The organism is Actinomadura alba (assembly GCF_014323705.1).
GTDB lineage: Bacteria > Actinomycetota > Actinomycetes > Streptosporangiales > Streptosporangiaceae > Actinomadura_C > Actinomadura_C alba.
Map to the genome: position 1 here is coordinate 88001 of NZ_JABVEC010000004.1, position 16029 is coordinate 104029.

The 16029-nt window shown below is 70.3% G+C and carries 14 protein-coding genes; 9 read left to right on the forward strand and 5 right to left on the reverse strand.

Annotation, left to right across the window (positions count from 1 at the left end):
* The first annotated feature begins 7 nt into the window (after window positions 1-7).
* The 4 genes from qcrC (at window position 8) to HKK74_RS07710 (ending at window position 4889) form a co-directional block, all read left to right on the forward strand.
* On the forward strand, window positions 8-844 hold the full coding sequence (qcrC, locus tag HKK74_RS07695) for a cytochrome bc1 complex diheme cytochrome c subunit (protein ID WP_187242384.1): 837 nt from the start codon (window positions 8-10) through the stop codon (window positions 842-844).
* On the forward strand, window positions 837-1964 hold the full coding sequence (qcrA, locus tag HKK74_RS07700; RefSeq protein ID WP_187242385.1) for a cytochrome bc1 complex Rieske iron-sulfur subunit: 1128 nt from the start codon (window positions 837-839) through the stop codon (window positions 1962-1964). Before qcrC ends, qcrA begins: the two co-directional genes overlap by 8 nt.
* On the forward strand, window positions 1961-3640 hold the full coding sequence (gene qcrB, locus HKK74_RS07705) for a cytochrome bc1 complex cytochrome b subunit (RefSeq protein ID WP_187242386.1): 1680 nt from the start codon (window positions 1961-1963) through the stop codon (window positions 3638-3640). Before qcrA ends, qcrB begins: the two co-directional genes overlap by 4 nt.
* A 121-nt stretch (window positions 3641-3761) precedes the next feature.
* A complete protein-coding gene (locus tag HKK74_RS07710) occupies window positions 3762-4889 on the forward strand; it encodes a glycosyltransferase family 4 protein (RefSeq protein WP_187242387.1) in 1128 nt (375 codons plus the stop codon).
* Window positions 4890-4970: 81 nt separating this feature from the next.
* Here HKK74_RS07710 and HKK74_RS07715 read toward each other — a convergent pair whose 3' ends face one another.
* The 4 genes from HKK74_RS07715 to HKK74_RS07730 form a co-directional block, all read right to left on the reverse strand.
* Window positions 4971-5537, reverse strand: coding sequence for a hypothetical protein (locus HKK74_RS07715; RefSeq protein WP_222721993.1), 567 nt, complete (start codon window positions 5535-5537; stop codon window positions 4971-4973).
* A 321-nt stretch (window positions 5538-5858) separates the two neighbouring features.
* Window positions 5859-6518, reverse strand: a complete 660-nt coding sequence (locus tag HKK74_RS07720; RefSeq protein WP_187242389.1) for an SDR family oxidoreductase — start codon at window positions 6516-6518, stop codon at window positions 5859-5861.
* A gap of 104 nt (window positions 6519-6622) precedes the next feature.
* Window positions 6623-7339 (reverse strand): anti-sigma factor family protein, encoded by a 717-nt coding sequence (locus tag HKK74_RS07725; RefSeq protein ID WP_187242390.1) that lies wholly within the window; start codon window positions 7337-7339, stop codon window positions 6623-6625.
* Complete coding sequence (locus HKK74_RS07730; protein WP_187242391.1) at window positions 7336-7935, reverse strand: sigma-70 family RNA polymerase sigma factor; 600 nt, start codon at window positions 7933-7935, stop codon at window positions 7336-7338. Before HKK74_RS07730 ends, HKK74_RS07725 begins: the two co-directional genes overlap by 4 nt.
* 476 nt (window positions 7936-8411) lie before the next feature.
* Between HKK74_RS07730 and HKK74_RS41300 the strand changes: the two genes are divergently transcribed.
* The 5 genes from HKK74_RS41300 (at window position 8412) to HKK74_RS07755 (ending at window position 14096) form a co-directional block, all read left to right on the forward strand.
* Complete coding sequence (locus HKK74_RS41300; protein ID WP_187242392.1) at window positions 8412-9581, forward strand: M23 family metallopeptidase; 1170 nt, start codon at window positions 8412-8414, stop codon at window positions 9579-9581.
* Window positions 9582-9593: 12 nt separating this feature from the next.
* Window positions 9594-10346, forward strand: coding sequence for a hypothetical protein (locus HKK74_RS07740; protein WP_187242393.1), 753 nt, complete (start codon window positions 9594-9596; stop codon window positions 10344-10346).
* Window positions 10343-11809: a ferredoxin gene (locus HKK74_RS07745; protein ID WP_312881333.1), complete on the forward strand. Its 1467-nt coding sequence runs from the start codon at window positions 10343-10345 to the stop codon at window positions 11807-11809. Before HKK74_RS07740 ends, HKK74_RS07745 begins: the two co-directional genes overlap by 4 nt.
* Before the next feature lie 2 nt (window positions 11810-11811).
* Window positions 11812-12444: a DUF4142 domain-containing protein gene (locus HKK74_RS07750; RefSeq protein ID WP_187242394.1), complete on the forward strand. Its 633-nt coding sequence runs from the start codon at window positions 11812-11814 to the stop codon at window positions 12442-12444.
* 509 nt (window positions 12445-12953) lie between these two features.
* A complete protein-coding gene (locus tag HKK74_RS07755; protein WP_187242395.1) occupies window positions 12954-14096 on the forward strand; it encodes a DUF1996 domain-containing protein in 1143 nt (380 codons plus the stop codon).
* An 82-nt stretch (window positions 14097-14178) separates the two neighbouring features.
* Here HKK74_RS07755 and HKK74_RS07760 read toward each other — a convergent pair whose 3' ends face one another.
* The gene (locus HKK74_RS07760; RefSeq protein WP_187242396.1) at window positions 14179-15972 is read right to left on the reverse strand and encodes an AMP-dependent synthetase/ligase; all 1794 of its coding nucleotides are present in this window, start codon (window positions 15970-15972) and stop codon (window positions 14179-14181) included.
* Window positions 15973-16029: the final 57 nt, after the last annotated feature.

Sequence of the window (16029 nt, forward strand, 5' to 3'; positions counted from 1 at the left end):
GAAATTCGTGAAACGGTTCACCGCATGGCGACGGCGCCCCTGGGCCGGCTACGCCGTCGTGCTGGTCGCGCTCGCGACCACCGGCGTCGTCTACGCGGGGTTCTCGCCCAAGGCCGATACCGCTGAGGCGAGCAACTCGGCCGCCGCCGCGCAGGACATGGCGAACGGCAAGCAACTGTTCAACCAGAACTGCTCGAGCTGCCACGGCCTGAACGCCCAGGGCACGAAGGACGAGAAGGGCCGGCAGATCGCGCCGAGCCTCATCGGTGTCGGCGCCGCGTCGGTCGACTTCCAGGTCAGCACCGGCCGGATGCCCGCGATGAACCCGGGCGCCCAGATGCCGCGCAAGAAGCCCGTAGAGGTGTTCCGGAACCCGAAGAACGTCGCCGACGTCGCGGCCTACGTCCAGTCGCTCGGCGGCGGCCCCACGATCCCGGCTCCGGAGCAGGTCGACCCCGAGAAGGGCGACGTCGCGCTCGGCGGCAAGCTCTTCCGGACCAACTGCGCGCAGTGTCACAACTTCGCGGGGTCCGGTGGCGCGCTGACCGGGGGCAAGTACGCTCCGCCGCTGGACGAGTCGACGCCGACGCAGATCTACGAGGCCATGCTCACCGGCCCGTACGCCATGCCGTTGTTCAACGACACCACGCTGACGCCCGAGGCCAAGCGCGCCATCATCGCCTACGTGGTGCAGACCCGTGAGGAGCCCAACCCGGGCGGCAACGGCCTGGGCCGGATCGGACCCGTGGCCGAGGGGATCGCCGGATGGACGGTCGGCATGGGCCTTCTCGTCCTCGCCGCGATGTGGATCACTGCCAGGAAGCCCAAGAAGCAGCATGACTGACAACAACGAAATCGAAGGCTCGCAGGAGCCCAAGGCCACCGGTGGCACCGATGGTGGCGAAGGCCGCGCCCCGAAGCGCGTGATCGGAACGCCGCCTCCGGCCGGGGAGCGGCAACTGATCGCGTCCGACGAGGGGCCGCCGGCGGACAGGCCCGGCGTGGAATTCGACGAACGATCGGCGAGGAAGGCCGAACGCGTCGTCGCGACGTTCTTCCTCCTGGCCTTCCTGGGCAGCCTCGCCTTCATCGTCTACTTCATCGGCTTCAGCGGGCGCGACGGCGGCATGCACGGCATCCACCGAGCCCGGGAATCCAACTACGCGCTCGGCAGCGCGATGACGGTGGCGTTCCTCGGGATCGCGATGGGCGTGACGGTCTGGGTGCGCCGGGTCATGACGACCCAGCCGCTCGTCCAACAGCGCAGCGAGCTGGCCACGCCGCCGGAGGAGAAGCAGGGCTTCACAGACAGCTTCCTTCAGGGCGCCGAGGAGACCGGCCTCACCAAGCGGCCGCTGCTCCGGCGCACCCTGCTCCTCGCGGTGGCCCCGCTCGGCCTGGCGCCGCTCCTCCTGCTGCGCGACCTCGGACCGCTGCCGGAGAAGCGACTGCGCCACACCTTCTGGGGCGAGGCGGCCAAGGCCGCCCAGCGCTCCGGCAAGAAGGGGGTCCGGCTTCTGGTGGACGGCACGGAGACCCCGCTCAAGGCTAGCGACTTCAACTCGCCCGGCGGTATCATCACGGTGATCCCGGAGGGTGTGGAGAAGACACATGAGCCGCTCAACGAGATCGCCAAGGCGGCGGTGCTGCTGATCAACATTCCCGCGGACAAGTTCAAGCCGGTCAAGGGCCGGGAGAACTGGCACATCAACGGGATCGTGGCCTATTCCAAGATCTGCACGCACGTGGGCTGCCCCGCCGCTCTGTACGAGCAGACGACGCACCACATCCTGTGCCCCTGCCACCAGTCGACCTTCGACGCGACCAACGGCGCCAAGGTTCTCTTCGGTCCGGCGGCCAGGCCCCTGCCACAGTTGCCGATCTCGGTGGACGACGAGGGCTACCTCGTGGCCACCGCCGACTTCCCCGAGCCGATCGGCCCGAGCTTCTGGGAGCGCGGATGAGCGACGTACAGGCACCCAAGGCGGTGGACGCGCCGCTGACCTTCCTCGACGACCGGCTGGGCTCGTCGACCTTCCTCAAGCGCAACATGAAGAAGGCCTTTCCGGACCACTGGTCGTTCATGCTCGGTGAGATCGCCCTCTTCTCCTTCGTCATCCTGCTGCTCACCGGCACCTTCCTCACGCTCTGGTTCAAGCCGAGCATGTTGGAGGTGGTGTACGACGGCTCGTACACCAAGCTGAACGGCGTCAAGATGAGCGAGGCCTACTCCTCGACGCTGCACATCACCTTCGATGTGCGCGGCGGACTGCTCATGCGGCAGATCCACCACTGGGCGGCCATCCTGTTCATGGCCGCGATCATGGCCCACATGCTGCGGGTGTTCTTCACCGGCGCCTACCGCAAGCCGCGCGAGCTGAACTGGCTGATCGGCATCGGCCTGTTCACGCTCGGCATGCTCGAGGGGCTGTTCGGCTACTCGCTCCCCGACGACCTGCTGTCCGGCACGGGTCTGCGGATCCTCCAGGGGGTCGCGCAGTCGATCCCCGTCGTGGGCACGTACCTCTACCTGTTCCTGTTCGGCGGGGAGTTCCCCGGCGAGAGCATCATCCCGCGGTTGTTCACGATCCATGTTCTCCTGATCCCGGGCATCATGCTGGCACTGATCGTCGCGCACTTGATGATCATGTGGCATCAGAAGCACACCCAGATGCCGACCAAGGGCCGGACCAACCAGAACGTCGTCGGCTATCCGTTCTACCCGCTGTACATGGCCAAGCAGGGCGCGTACTTCCTGTACATCTTCGGAGTGCTCGCGCTGCTCGCGACGTTCGCCCAGATCAACCCGATCTGGCTGTTCGGGCCGTACGACCCGAGCGCGATCTCTGCGGGTTCTCAGCCGGACTTCTACATGGGCGCTCTCGAAGGCGCTCTACGGCTCATGCCGAACTGGGAGACGAACGTCCTCGGTCACACGCTCAGCTGGAACGTGATGATCCCGGCGCTGGTCCCGCTGGGCATCATCTTCACCGGCGCCGCGCTGTTCCCGTTCATCGAACGGTGGGCGACGGGCGACCAGCGGTCGCACCACATCAACGACCGCCCGCGCAACGCTCCGGTGCGCACGGCCACCGGTGTCGCCGTGGTGACCTTCTATGGCCTGCTCTGGCTGGCCGGCGGCAACGACGTCATCGCCGAGCGGTTCCACGTCTCGCTGTTCGCCACGACCTGGTTCTTCCGGTTCGCCGTGCTCCTCGGGCCGTTCCTGGCCTTTATGATCACCAAGCGGATCTGCCTGGGCCTGCAACGCAGCGACGCCGCGACGATGGCACACGGCTACGAGAGCGGCGTCATCAAGATGATGCCGAGCGGTGAGTTCATCGAGGTGCACCTTGAGGCACCCGAGGAGCAGGCGGCCGTCATCCTCAGCAAGGAGGAGGGCAAGTCGCTGCCGGCCGCCCGGGACGACAACGGCATCCCGGCCCCGGGCAGCCGGAACCCGCTCGGTCACCTGCGGCTGCGGCTCAACCGCTTCTGGAACGTCGACTCGATCCCGATCGAGGCCGGCCATGGGAACGGCCACGGAAACGGTCACGGTGACGGTGAGCACGCCGCCGTCGAGGACGGTGAGCGGGCCACCGCCATCGGTTCCGGCAGCGGAACCGGCGACCGGAGCTGAGCCCGGCCCCGCGAACGTCCGGAGCCCGCCACCCGTCCTGGGTGGCGGGCTCGTCCGTGTCCGTGTCCGTGGCCACCGCCCCGCCGCCGGAGCCGCCGGCGGGCGTGGCATGCTGGCCGCGATGACCAAGACACTTGTGATCACCAACGACTTCCCGCCCAGGCCGGGCGGGATCCAGGCGTTCGTGCACAACCTCGCGCTGCGCCGGCCGCCCGGTTCGGTCGTGGTGTACGCCCCCTCGTGGAAGGGCGCGCGAGAGTTCGACGCCGAGCAGCCGTTCCCGGTCGTGCGCCACCCGACCTCGTTGATGCTGCCGGTGCCGTCCGTGCTGCGGAGGGCGGGGCGGCTGGCCCGGTCCGAGGGTTGCGACACTGTGCTGTTCGGCGCGGCGGCGCCGCTCGGCCTGCTGGCACCGTCGCTGAGGCGGTACGGGGTGGAGCGGTTCGTCGCGGTCACGCACGGGCACGAGGCGGGCTGGGCGCAGTTGCCGGTGGCCGGATCGCTGCTGCGACGCATCGGTGACGGGGTCGACGTGCTCACCTACCTGGGGGAGTACACCCGTTCCCGGATGGTCCGCGTGCTGTCGTCCGGCGCTGCCGCGCGCATGGCGCGGCTGGCCCCGGGGGTCGACGAGAAGGCGTTCCACGCCGGTGCCGGCGGCGCCGAGATCCGGCGACGGCACGGCCTGACCGACCGGCCCGTGGCGGTCTGCGTGTCCCGGCTGGTCCCCCGTAAGGGACAGGACGCGCTCATCGCCGGCTGGCCGCGGGTGCTGCGCGCCGTGCCGGACGCCGCGCTCCTGCTCGTCGGCGGCGGTCCCCACCGCCGGCGGCTGGAGGATCTCGCCGCGTCGCATGGGGTCACCTCCTCCGTGCGGTTCACCGGATCGGTGCCCTGGGAGGAACTCCCCGCGCACTACGACGCCGGCGACGTGTTCGCGATGCCGTGCCGTACCCGCCGGCGAGGTCTCGACGTCGAAGGGCTCGGAATCGTCTACCTGGAGGCGTCGGCGACCGGGCTGCCGGTGATCGCCGGTGACTCCGGCGGTGCTCCGGATGCCGTGCTCGAGGGCGAGACCGGGCTGGTCGTCCCCGGTCGCACGGTCAGCGCCGTGTCCGACGCGGTCAGCGGGCTGCTGAGGGACCCCGCGCGGAGCCGGGCGATGGGGGAGAAGGGCAGGTCCTGGGTCGAGCGCGAGTGGCGCTGGGAGGTCCAGGCCCAGCGGCTCGGCGACATTCTCACCGGCTGACTCACCGGCCGGGCGCGGCGACGCTCGGGGGGGAGCGGGCGAGCACGAGGTCATGCCGGTCGGTGGCCCGCGGCGTCGACGTCAGCCGCGGGGCTGCGGGGGAAGGCCGAGTGCGTGACGCAGCGCCGTTGCCTCCGGCTTGCCGGACAGCCCCGCCGCGCGGAGTACGGCCGCCCTGAACCGCTGTGGTTCGTCCGCTCCGGCGGCGGTGCTCCAGTACCGGCCGGCCCGGACGGAGGCGGCCATCAGTGCGGTGACCTCGCCGCGCACCTCCTCCGGCCAGGTCGTCGCACGGAGGATCCGGACCTGCGCTGCGTTGGCCGCGGCGACCCGCCCGGCCAGTACCCGCAGTTCCGTCCATGGCCGGTCCGCACGGGCCGCCGTCTCGAATTCGTCCAGGGCGGCGTTGTAGGGCCGCACGCTCTCGAGGTAGCGTTCGGCGGCCTCGGCCTTGGTCAACATGGCCGGTTCCGGTTCCGGTTCTGGTTCCGGCTGCGGGAGCGGTGCCGCCTCGTCGCCGGCGGGAGGGGTGGCCCCGGACCGGTCCGCGCCGGACGTCCTGGACGGTCCGGAGTCGAGGCAGCCGGAGCAGAAGATCATCATGGCCAGGACACGCCACAGCAGTGTCATGAGCGGCGTCTCCTCCATCTGGTGCACGATGATCTGCACGGCACCCGGCGCTGCACTTGAGTGGTCTTCATGTATTCCAGCGTTGAGGCTTCCATCCCTGTCACATCGATTGATCGTTTTCTCCCGGCGTGCCGGAGGCCGTGCGGGCACCCGGGGCGGGCGGGCTGGCTTTTAGCGAGCCATGGGGCGAAACCTTACGCAGTATGCGGACATCTGCGGTCGAAATGTGGATTTACGGTTCCGAGGTGATGTGATCCGGTAGCGTCACGGACGCGGAGAGTGCCGAAGGCCCAGCCGGACACGATCCTGTTCGCGGACGGCGCTGCCGCCCCGGACGGGTCAGGACCCGGCGCCCCGGGGGACGGCCTCGTCAATGGGGGTTTCCCCGCCGACGAGTTCGAGCGTTCGCCGCGTGGCCGGGGTGTCCAGAAGCGCGGTCAGGACGGCGGCGACGTCGTCCCGGCTGACCGCTCCACGCGGAACGGGGGGCGCGGCGAGAGTGACCCGGCCGGTTCCCGGATCGTCGGTCAGCCGCCCGGGCCGCAGGATCGTCCAGTCGAGGTCGCGACCACGTAGATCGTCCTCGGCCGCGCCCTTCGCCTTGACGTAGGCCGCCCACACGTCGTCGGTGCCCGGCCGGGGCGGTTCACCCGCGCCCATCGAGGAGACCTGCAGGAACCGGCGTACGCCGGCCCGCTCGGCGGCGTCGGCGAGCAGGACCGACGCGGCGCGGTCGACGGTGTCCTTGCGGGCCGCTCCGCTGCCCGGGCCGGCGCCCGCGGCGAACACCACCGCGTCGGCTCCGGCGAGGTGGGCGGCCAGCTCGCCGACACCGGCCGCTTCGAGGTCGCACAGGATGGGGTCGGCGCCCGCGGCGGTGACGTCGCCGGCGTGTGCCGGGTCGCGGATCAGCCCGAGTACGGTGTCGCCGCGCGCGGACAGGATCCGCTCGAGACGCAGTGCGATCTGCCCGTGTCCACCCGCGATGACCACCCGCATGAGCAGAACACTACTCGTGCGTTCGGGAGCGGGGGCCGGAGGCCGGTCAGCGGCGCGCGTGTGGACGGCGGCCGCGGCGGTGCCCGGCATGCGCCTTCGGCCGGTCACTGGACCGGCACGGTGGACAGGACCTCGCCGTCGGAGGCGCGGATCTCGAACCGGTTGATCTGGTCGCGCGCCGTGGCGACGCTACCGCTGATGACGAGGGGCCCGGCCTGTGCGGCGGTCCGGTCGCCGGGCGCGGCCACCTGCCAGCTCATCACGGTCTCTTCACCGCCGGCGTGGTCGAGCGCGACGAGGCGGCAGAGGAGCGGCCCCTGGACTCCGGTGACCTGAAGCGTCACGCCGGTTCCCCACGCCTTGCCCTCGACGGCGACCGTGGCCGTGACATCGGTCGGCGAGGTTCCGGTGAAGCGCTCACCCGAGCTGAGCAGCTCGGCGGCGCGGGGTGAGGCCGTCGCGCCGCGGCCGCCCGTTCCTGGATCGGACGGGTTCAGCGCCGACCAGGCCAGGCCGCCTCCGACCGGCAGGACGATCAGCATGGCGGCGGCGACCAGCCACCGCTGCCGGCTGTGCCGCCGCCGGGTCTCGGAGCACCGGCGGAGCAGCACGTGCAGGTCGTCGGTGCCCTGTGCGGGCGTCGGCGTGGCGAGCCTCTTGTCGAGCCCGTGCATCAGCGTGGAGATGCCACGCAGGCCACGGAGCTCCTCGCGGCACGCGGGGCACTGCAGAAGATGCAGTTCGAACGCGCGCTTGTCCTCTTCTTCGAGCAGGCCGAGAGAGTAGGCGGCGACATCGGTGTGTTCCACGCGTCCGTTCACGGTGCCAGTCCCGTCTCGCCCAGCGCGACCCTGAGGGCACGCAACGCGTAGAAACATCGTGACTTCACCGTACCCACTGGTACACCGAGGACCTTGGCGGCCTCATTGACCGAGCGGTCGCGAAGAAAGGTCTCGACGAGCACTTCACGGTGCACGGGGGAAAGCGAACGCAGTGCCTCGTTCACCGTTATCGACTGGAGCAACTGTTCCCACTTATCGGTGTCGGGCATCTCCTCGAGCGGATCGTCATTGACCTCCATGGGCCGCGATCTGCGCCGGCGCCAGTCATCGATCACGAGTCTGCGGGCCACCGTCGCCAGCCAGGGCATCAGTGATTCGTCCCCGTAGAGCTGGTCGGCGGAACGCCACGCGCGAAGGAGCGTCTCTTGCACGATGTCCTCGGCCCACTGCCGGTCTCCGGCGGTGAGCTTGATGACCAGGCCGAGCAGCGGCTCATGGAAATCACGGTAGAGCGCTGCGGCGAGCGCCTCGTCGGCGCCCTTCCTGCGGCCGGGCTTCGACAGTTGTCGCAGCTTGATGAGCTGCCCCACCTGCGACCCGCCTCGTCCGGCCGAACCCCGGCCATGACCTGCCATCGCTGCCTCCGTTCCACCGGCGTCACCCTGCAGCGCAGCGGTGAGGCGGATCACATCGGCGGGGGGCCTGCCCCCGTCGGGGGTGGAACCTGGATCGGGCATGCCCGGACGCGCATGCTGACCGGCCCGTCGGTCCATTTCACCGACGGGCGCCGACCTGCCCCGTCGGCGGAAGCCGGGGCGGCTGGGCATTGCCATGTCGCTCCTCCCCGGGCCGGTTGCCCGGTGCGACCGATTGTCGCCATGCAGTACGTACGGCAGAGGTCGAGGGTTCACCGGATGCCAAAGTTTTTTCTGACTTGCCGCGCTTTTGACGAGATTCGAGTAAATCCGGTTACTTTCCAGTATCGATGTGGTCTTTGGGGCGTATGCTCCCGCCTGGATTCTCTCGGCGTCTGGGGAGCGGCACCCCACGGCATTACGGTCGTGGCGCCGTCGACCCCTTCGCTGTGCGCCTGATTCGTGGAGGAGGGGATGTGGCCAGGAGGCATGGCAAGAACACGGTCGTGTTCCTTGAGCGCACGGCTCGCCTCGCCAACCGCGTGGCCGTAGCCGGGATGGTCGTGGTGATGGTCATCGTGCTTTCGCTGGTCGCGGTGGTGGAGCGGGTACTGCTCGCAGGGAGAGCCGAGGCCCCGCCGGACGGAGAGATCCTCCTCCAGATCCCCGAGCAGAGCCCGCGCCCACCGCCGTCGACGCCGTCGCGGACACGGGTCGCGCCGCCCACCGAGACCTTGACCCAGCAGGTCAGTACGTTCACCCTGGCGCAACGGGGCCCGGCGGCGCGGCAGCTGTACGGCGTCCGGCCGAGCCGGCCGCCGGTGGTCGGCACGACCAGGTTCAGCCGGGACCGCACCTGGGCACTGGGCACGACGGCCATTCCGGCGCCGACGGATCAGCCGGTGATGCCGCAGGTCACGCTGTTCATGGCGCGGTGGGACGAGGGCGTATGGCGGATGGCGCTGTCCGGCTCGCCGGAGTTCTCGCCGATGGTCCGGCAGGCGCCGGTGGCGATGATCCCCGCCGCGGAGAAGCGACTGCTCATCCGCTACAGCGACGCGGACGCCGACAGCGGTTCCGCTGAGGGCCTCATGCTGCCGTGGCGTACGGGAGACGCGTGGACGATCATGGCGAACCGGGGGGCGAGCGAGAGCGTCCGCCCGCTCGGGGCCGTGGCGTTCCGGGGCGGGGACGGCCGGGTGCTGGCCGCGGGTGACGGGCGCCTCTACCGTTTCTGCACCACGGAGTCCGACAAGGGCCTCCTGCTGGTGATCCACCCCAATGGGCTGGCCACGCAGTACTACGAGATGACGAAGGTCACCGACGTGCCGGACGGCGGAACCGTCAAGCAGGGTGACTACCTCGGGCGGATCGGCACCGACCGTTCGTGCGGCGGCGCCCCCGCCGGCCGGCCGCAGGTGCGGTTCGCCATCCGGCAGGGAGCCGATGACGTGCCTCTCAACGGCCTGCGAATAGGTGGGTGGACCTTTCAGGAGCGGGCGAAGCCGCTGCTCGGCTGGGCCGAGCGCGGTGTGCTCCAGGTGATGCCGGGAGAGTCGATGGCCAATTTCGGGCCGACCGACATCGTTCCTCCCGATCCGCCTCTTGTCAGTGACATTCCAGACATAACGGTTGAAGAGAAATAGGGAGGTCCGTGAGTGGATACCCCACAATCCGAGAAGCCCGGGGTGCGATGGCTGGTTCCGGCCGGTATCGCCGTCACCGCCGGTGTGCTGATCGGGGCGGCCACGCCTGCGGGCGCGGTCGTCGTCACCGAGATCCAGCACTTCATGGACTTCTACAGCGGTGTGTTCACGCTGGTCGGGCTGACGGTGTCGATGGTCGCCGGGCTCGTCGCCACAGACCGCATGATCCTCAAGATCCAGCACCGGATCCTCGCGCAGGCGCTGCACCGGGCCGCGACCCTGATCTCCATGGCCTTCCTCGTCTCGCACGTTGTGATCGAGATCCTCACGAGGAACGCCGACGTCGTTCAGGTGCTCCTGCCGATCGGCCGGACGTCCGCCATCGCACTCGGCACGGTCGCCGCCCATCTCATGATCATCGTCGCGCTCACCGGCGTGGCGCGGGCCCGCTTCGCGACCGGTCGCCGCCCGTGGCTCTGGCGTGCCCTGCACTGGCTGTCCTACGCCGCCTGGATCCTCGCGATCATCCATGGCCTGCTCGCCGGGCGGCAGGCGCCCGTCTGGGTGACCTGGAGCTACCTGGTGTGCGTGGCCGGCGTCGGCGTCGCGCTGCTGGCGCGGGGCCTGGTGACCGTACGTCCCCGCGGCGGCGAGGAGGAACTGCCCGAGGAGTCCCGGTCGAAGGCCGCGAAGCGGAAGGCCGCCCGCGAGGCGAGCCGTTCCGCGCAGCAGGCGGCCAATGAGCGGATCAAGGTGTCCCGGTGACCGGTCCGACGCTCATGGGCCCGATGGTCACGCACGTCGACGCGCCCAGGCTGACGCTCGGGTTCGACCGATTCGAGCGGCTCGACCTCGACCGCCATCGTGCGGTGCACGGCAGGCTCTACGAACCCCGCCTCAGCAAGCTCATGGCGATGGCCGACCAGGTCGATCTGCGCGGCCGGGGCGGTGCCGCCTTCCCCTTCGCCCGCAAGCTCAGAGCGGTCGGCCGGCACATGACCACCGGCGACATCGCCGTGGTGGTGAACGCGGCCGAAGGCGAGCCCGGCAGCCTCAAGGACCACGTGCTGCTGACCCGCGCCCCCCATCTGGTCCTGGACGGCGCCGTGATCGCGGCGCACGCACTGGAGAGCCGCGAGATCATCATCGCGGTGGCGGGGAAGGGGCCGGCCCTCCGCTCGATCCGCGCCGCCATCGCCGAGCGCAAGCTGCCCGTGCGCCTGGTCGAGCTGACCGAGCGGTTCATCTCGGGCGAGAGCGGCGCGGTGGTCCGCGCGGTCAACGGTGAGACGCCGGTGCCGCCCGGCGTCAAGGTCCGCACCGCCGACTTCGGCGTGGACGGCCGCCCCACGCTGCTGTCCAACACCGAGACGTTCGCCCAGCTGGCCGTGCTGAGCTCGCTGGGGGCCGACCTGTACGCGGGCGTGGGGACCAGTACCGAGCCGGGCACCGTCCTGCTGACGGTGGGCGGGAGCACGGTCGTGGAGACGCCCATCGGCACGCCGCTCGGCACCGTGCTGGAGCGATGCGGCACGACCGCCGGCCAGGGGGTGCTCGTCGGTGGGTACCACGGCGGCTGGCTGACACCCGCGGTGGCGACCCACGTGCCCGTCTCGCGCGCGGGGCTCACCGCCGCCGGCGGCACCCTCGGGGCGGGCATCGTCCTGCCGCTGTCACCGGGCACGTGTCCGCTCGGCGAGGTCACCCGCATCACGTCCTACCTCGCGGCCGAGTCCGCGGGGCAGTGCGGCCCCTGCCGGCTCGGCCTGCCCGACGTCGTACGGGCGCTCAACGCGCTGGCCGACGGCAGCGGCGGACCCGAGGGGGTGCGCCGGGCCGCGAGCATCGGCCGCGGCCGGGGCGCCTGCTCGCACCCCGACGGCACGGCCAGGTTCGCCCTCTCGGCCATCGAGGTGTTCGAGCAGGACCTGACAGTGCACGAGGTCCGTGGCGGATGCGGTCTCCCGGTACGCGGCTTCCTGCCCCTGCCGATGATCGAGGGCGGCGACGGCAGGCTGGCCGTCGACTGGACGCGCTGTGACGGCCACGGGCTCTGCGCCCATCTGGTGCCGGAAATCATCCGGCTGGATCGCAACGGCTATCCGATCGTGCTGAACACCGGGATCCCGCCGTGGGTCGAAAGCAACGCGCGACGGGCCGTCGCGATGTGCCCGGCGCTCGCCCTGCGTCTGACGACGCCGGACGTCCGGGCCGAGAGGAGGAACTGAGCATGCCGAAGCGATGGCGTCCGCTGCGGCGCCGCAAGAGGATCTGGCTGGCCACCCCGCTGGTGATGGTGGTCGTCGCGGTCGGGTACGTGATCCTGCGTCCACCGGTGTATCCGGCGGACGGCCAGACCGGGCAGAGCCGCCCGGGCGCGCGGGTCGAGACCCGCTTCGGCCCGCTGGAGAGCACCGACCGGGACCTCCTGGTCAAGGTCCGGCAGGCCGGCCTGTGGGAGGCCCCGACCGGGCAGCAGGCCCAGCAGCGCGCCCGCAGCCCGAAGGTCAAGGAGATCGGCGCGCACCTCGCGCAGGAGCACGCGGAGCTCGACGCGGACGTCCGCAAGGTCGCCGAGCAGCTCGGTGTGGTGCTCCCCACCCGTCCCACGCGCGAGCAGGAGACGTGGATGGCCGAGCTGACGGCGTTGAAGGGAGACCCCTACGACCGCCACTTCGTGCACCGGCTCCGGGTCGCCCACGGCAAGGTCTTCGCCATCATCGCTCAGGTGCGCGCCAACACCGGGAACCCGGTGATCCGCGCCTTCGCCGAGCGCGGTCTCAAGATCGTCGCACGGCACATGCAGTACCTGGAGAGCACCGGGCTCGTGGACTTCCCGCGCCTTTACCGCGATCTCCACTGAACCCGGATTCCGGTGAACCCGGCCCCCATCTCTTACGTACCCATTGGTGATCCCCGTCGGATCTGCAATGGAGGCGGAAGGAGTGTGGTGCCGTACCGAAAGCGCATCGGCGGCATGGTGAGAACCACAACCTGAATGTCGCCGGGTTCGTGACCCAGGATCGGTGGCGCGGGCAGTGATTCTCCCGTCCCGAGGGTCCACGAGATCCGCGCCTCGAATCGGTCATGGTGTAGCCCCCCTGCCTATCCCCCCAGGCAGGGCACCGTGTTGGGCCGCGACGAGTCCAGTTCCACAGAGCCTGCGGTTCGCTGGACTCGCCGCGGCCCGGCAAAAGAGCACCGAGAGGACCGGGCGCTGCGGGCAGCGGCACGGCCTGGAGATCTGTGATGCGTATCCCCCCTGCTTTCGAGTCTGGCCGCCACGCCGGAGAGCGCCCCTTCACAACTGCTCATTGAGGTCTTTTCCGGTGGCCGATCAGCCGATCAGCTTCCTTTTCCCAGGAGATGTACATGTCGAAGAAAGCGCGTCTTTTGGCGCTGCTGTCCGTATTGACGCTCGTCGCCGGAACGGTGGTGGCGAGAGCGACCCGGGAACCCACGATTCTGAACGCGTCCCCGGTCGCGGCCGCGGCGACGCCGACCCCGGGCGTCCCCACCGCCGATCCGTCCGCCGATCCGTCGGCCGATGTCACGGTCGAGCCGTCGGCGGACCCGTCCGGTGGGGCGGGGGAGCCGCCGGACGCGGGCGCTCAGCCCCCCGAGGCGCCGGAGGCCCCGCCGACCGGGCCGTCCGCCGATGACTTCGTGAACATCCGGCAGGTCGGAGTGAACGTGCGGAACCCGCGGCCGGGCCGGAACGCGTCCCGAGGCACTTTCGTCTCCCGCTGCGGTCGCAACCAGGACGGGCACCACAACTCCGACAACTTCATCGTGGCACCCGGCGTTTCGAACGGCGCCCACCACGTGCACGACTACGTGGGCAACGTGTCGACGGACGGGTTCTCGACGGACGAGAGCCTCGCGGCGGCCGAGACGACCTGCCAGTCCGGCGACAAGTCGGTCTACTTCTGGCCGGCGCTGCGCCGGACCGACCAGGAGGGCACCGACGCCGACGCCCCGGGCGGCGGCCTGGACGGCAACGTCGGCCGCGTCCTCACACCGACCACGGTGACCCTGCAGTTCCGCGGGAACCCGACCAGCCGGGTCGTCGCCATGCCGCGCTTCCTGCGCACCGTCACCGGAGACGCCAAGGCGACGACGAACGGACCGGCCAACGCCCGCGCGCAGTGGACCTGCTCGGGATTCACCAACCGGGTGACCACGAAGTACCCGCTCTGCCCGCGGGGCAGCCGGGTGACCCGGATCCTGGACTTCGCCAGCTGCTGGGACGGCGCCAACCTCGACAGCGCCAACCACCGTACCCACATCCTGTTCCCGGACCGGTCGGGCCGCTGCGCGGCGGGGACCCGCGCGGTGCCCCAGCTGCGGATGACCATCTCCTACGCCCTGCCCGCGCAGAGGGTCTTCGCGCTGGACAGCTTCCCCGAGCAGCTCCGCAACCCGGTCACCGACCACGGGGACTTCGCCAACGTGATGCCGGACCGGCTGATGACCCGGGTGGTCAACTGCATCAACCGCGGCCAGCGCTGCTGACCGCGCACCTCACGCTCGCCGGCCGCGCGATCCCGTCAGCGGGTTCGCGCGGCCGGTCGGGTGGTTCCGGACGTGGGGCCGGTCAGGAGTAGAGGCCCTCGATCTCGTCGGCGAAGTCCTTCGCGATCGTGTGGCGCTTGACCTTCAGGCTGGGCGTCATGTGACCGCCCGCCTCGGTGAAGTCGACGTCGAGAATGCGGTACTTCTTGATCGACTCGGCTCGTGAGACGGAGCTGTTGGCCGCGGCGACCGCGGCGTCGATCTCCTTGATGACGTCGGGATCGTCACGCAGCTCGGCCACGGTCATGCCCTCCGGCTTGCCGTGCTGTGCCTTCCACGGACCGAGGGCCTCCGGGTCGAGGGTGATGAGGCAGCTGATGAACGGCCTGCCGTCGCCGACGACCAGGCACTGGCTGACGAGGGGATGCGCGCGGAGCCGGTCCTCGAGCGGGGCGGGCGCGACGTTCTTGCCGCCCGCGGTGACGAGGATCTCCTTCTTCCGGCCGGTGATGCTCAGGTAGCCGTCCGCGTCCAGTGACCCGAGGTCGCCGGTGTGGAACCAGCCGTCCTTGAGGCTCTCGTCGCCGGCCGCCTCGTTGTGCCAGTAGCCCTGGAAGACGTTGATCCCCTTGATCAGGATCTCGCCGTCCTCGGCCACCGCGACCGTGACTCCCGGCAGCGGCCTGCCCACCGTGCCGATCTTCGTCCCGCTCGGTGTGTTCACGGTGGCGGGCGCGGTCGTCTCGGTGAGCCCATAGCCCTCGAGAATCGTGATCCCCACGCCGCGGAAGAAATGGCCGAGCCGTTCACCGAGCGCGGCTCCGCCCGACACCGCGTAGCCGACCTGCCCGCCGACCGCGGCGCGCAGCTTTCCGTACACCAGCTTGTCGTACAGGCCATGCTTCATCTTGAGACCGAGGCCCGGCCGGCCGGTGTCGAGGGCCCGGCTGTAGGCCACCGCCGTGTCGGCGGCGGCATGGAAGATCTTGCCCTTGCCGGCCGCCGAGGCCTTCTGCTCGGCGCCGTTGTAGACCTTCTCGAAGACGCGGGGGACGGCGAGCAGGAACGTGGGGTGGTAGGACCCGAGGTCGTCGACCAGGTTCGAGACATCGGGGGCGTGCCCGAGGACGACACCGGCCTCGACGCACAGGACCTGGACGAACCGCGCGAAGACGTGGGCCAGCGGCAGGAAGAGCAGGGTCGATCCGTCGCCGGCGTGCACGACCTCGGCGAGAGCGCCCTCGGTGGCGTTGCGGGCGAGCAGCACGAAGTTGGAGTGGGTGAGCTCGCACCCCTTCGGCCGGCCGGTGGTGCCTGAGGTGTAGATGATGGTGGCGAGGTCGGTGCCCGTGCGGGTCCGGCGGCGCTTGTCGATCACGTTGTCGTCGACGTCGCCGCCGCGCTCGCCGAGGTCGCCCACGGCGCCGTCGTCGATGGTCCAGACGTGGGCGAGGTCGGGCAGATTCTCACGTACGGAGCCGATCGTGGCGGCATGGGCCGCGGTCTCGACGAAGACCGCCTTGGCTCCGGAGTCCCCGATGATCCACTCGGCCTGTTCGGCAGAGGAGGTCTCGTAGATCGGCACCGTGACACCGCCGACCGTCCAGACGGCGTAGTCGATCAAGGTCCACTCGTACCGGGTCCGCGACATCAGCCCGACGCGGTCACCAGGCTCAACGCCGGCGGCGATGAGCCCCTTCGCCAGGCGGACGAGTTCGTCGCGGAACCCCTCTGCGGTCACGTCCCGCCAGGCCGAGCCGTCCCGGCGCCGAAGGACGATCCGGCCCGGCTGTTCGGTGGCGCGGGTGAAGGGCACGTCGGCGAGGTTGACGGAATCAGGGAGTTCCACCAAGGCGGGGACGCTGGACTCGCGCACGGTCACTCCTTGGATCAGCGCTGCGATGGATGGGTGGACGTTACCGTGTTGCGTTAC

Bases quoted from the DNA above. Each gene is read 5' to 3' on its own strand.
- qcrA (WP_187242385.1), top strand. From the start codon at position 837: ATGACTGACAACAACGAAATCGAAGGCTCGCAGGAGCCCAAGGCCACC.
- qcrB (WP_187242386.1), top strand. From the start codon at position 1,961: ATGAGCGACGTACAGGCACCCAAGGCGGTGGACGCGCCGCTGACCTTC.
- HKK74_RS07710 (WP_187242387.1), top strand. From the start codon at position 3,762: ATGACCAAGACACTTGTGATCACCAACGACTTCCCGCCCAGGCCGGGC.
- HKK74_RS07715 (WP_222721993.1), bottom strand. From the start codon at position 5,537: ATGGAGGAGACGCCGCTCATGACACTGCTGTGGCGTGTCCTGGCCATG.
- HKK74_RS07720 (WP_187242389.1), bottom strand. From the start codon at position 6,518: ATGCGGGTGGTCATCGCGGGTGGACACGGGCAGATCGCACTGCGTCTC.
- HKK74_RS07730 (WP_187242391.1), bottom strand. From the start codon at position 7,935: ATGGCAGGTCATGGCCGGGGTTCGGCCGGACGAGGCGGGTCGCAGGTG.
- HKK74_RS07750 (WP_187242394.1), top strand. From the start codon at position 11,812: ATGCCGAAGCGATGGCGTCCGCTGCGGCGCCGCAAGAGGATCTGGCTG.
- HKK74_RS07755 (WP_187242395.1), top strand. From the start codon at position 12,954: ATGTCGAAGAAAGCGCGTCTTTTGGCGCTGCTGTCCGTATTGACGCTC.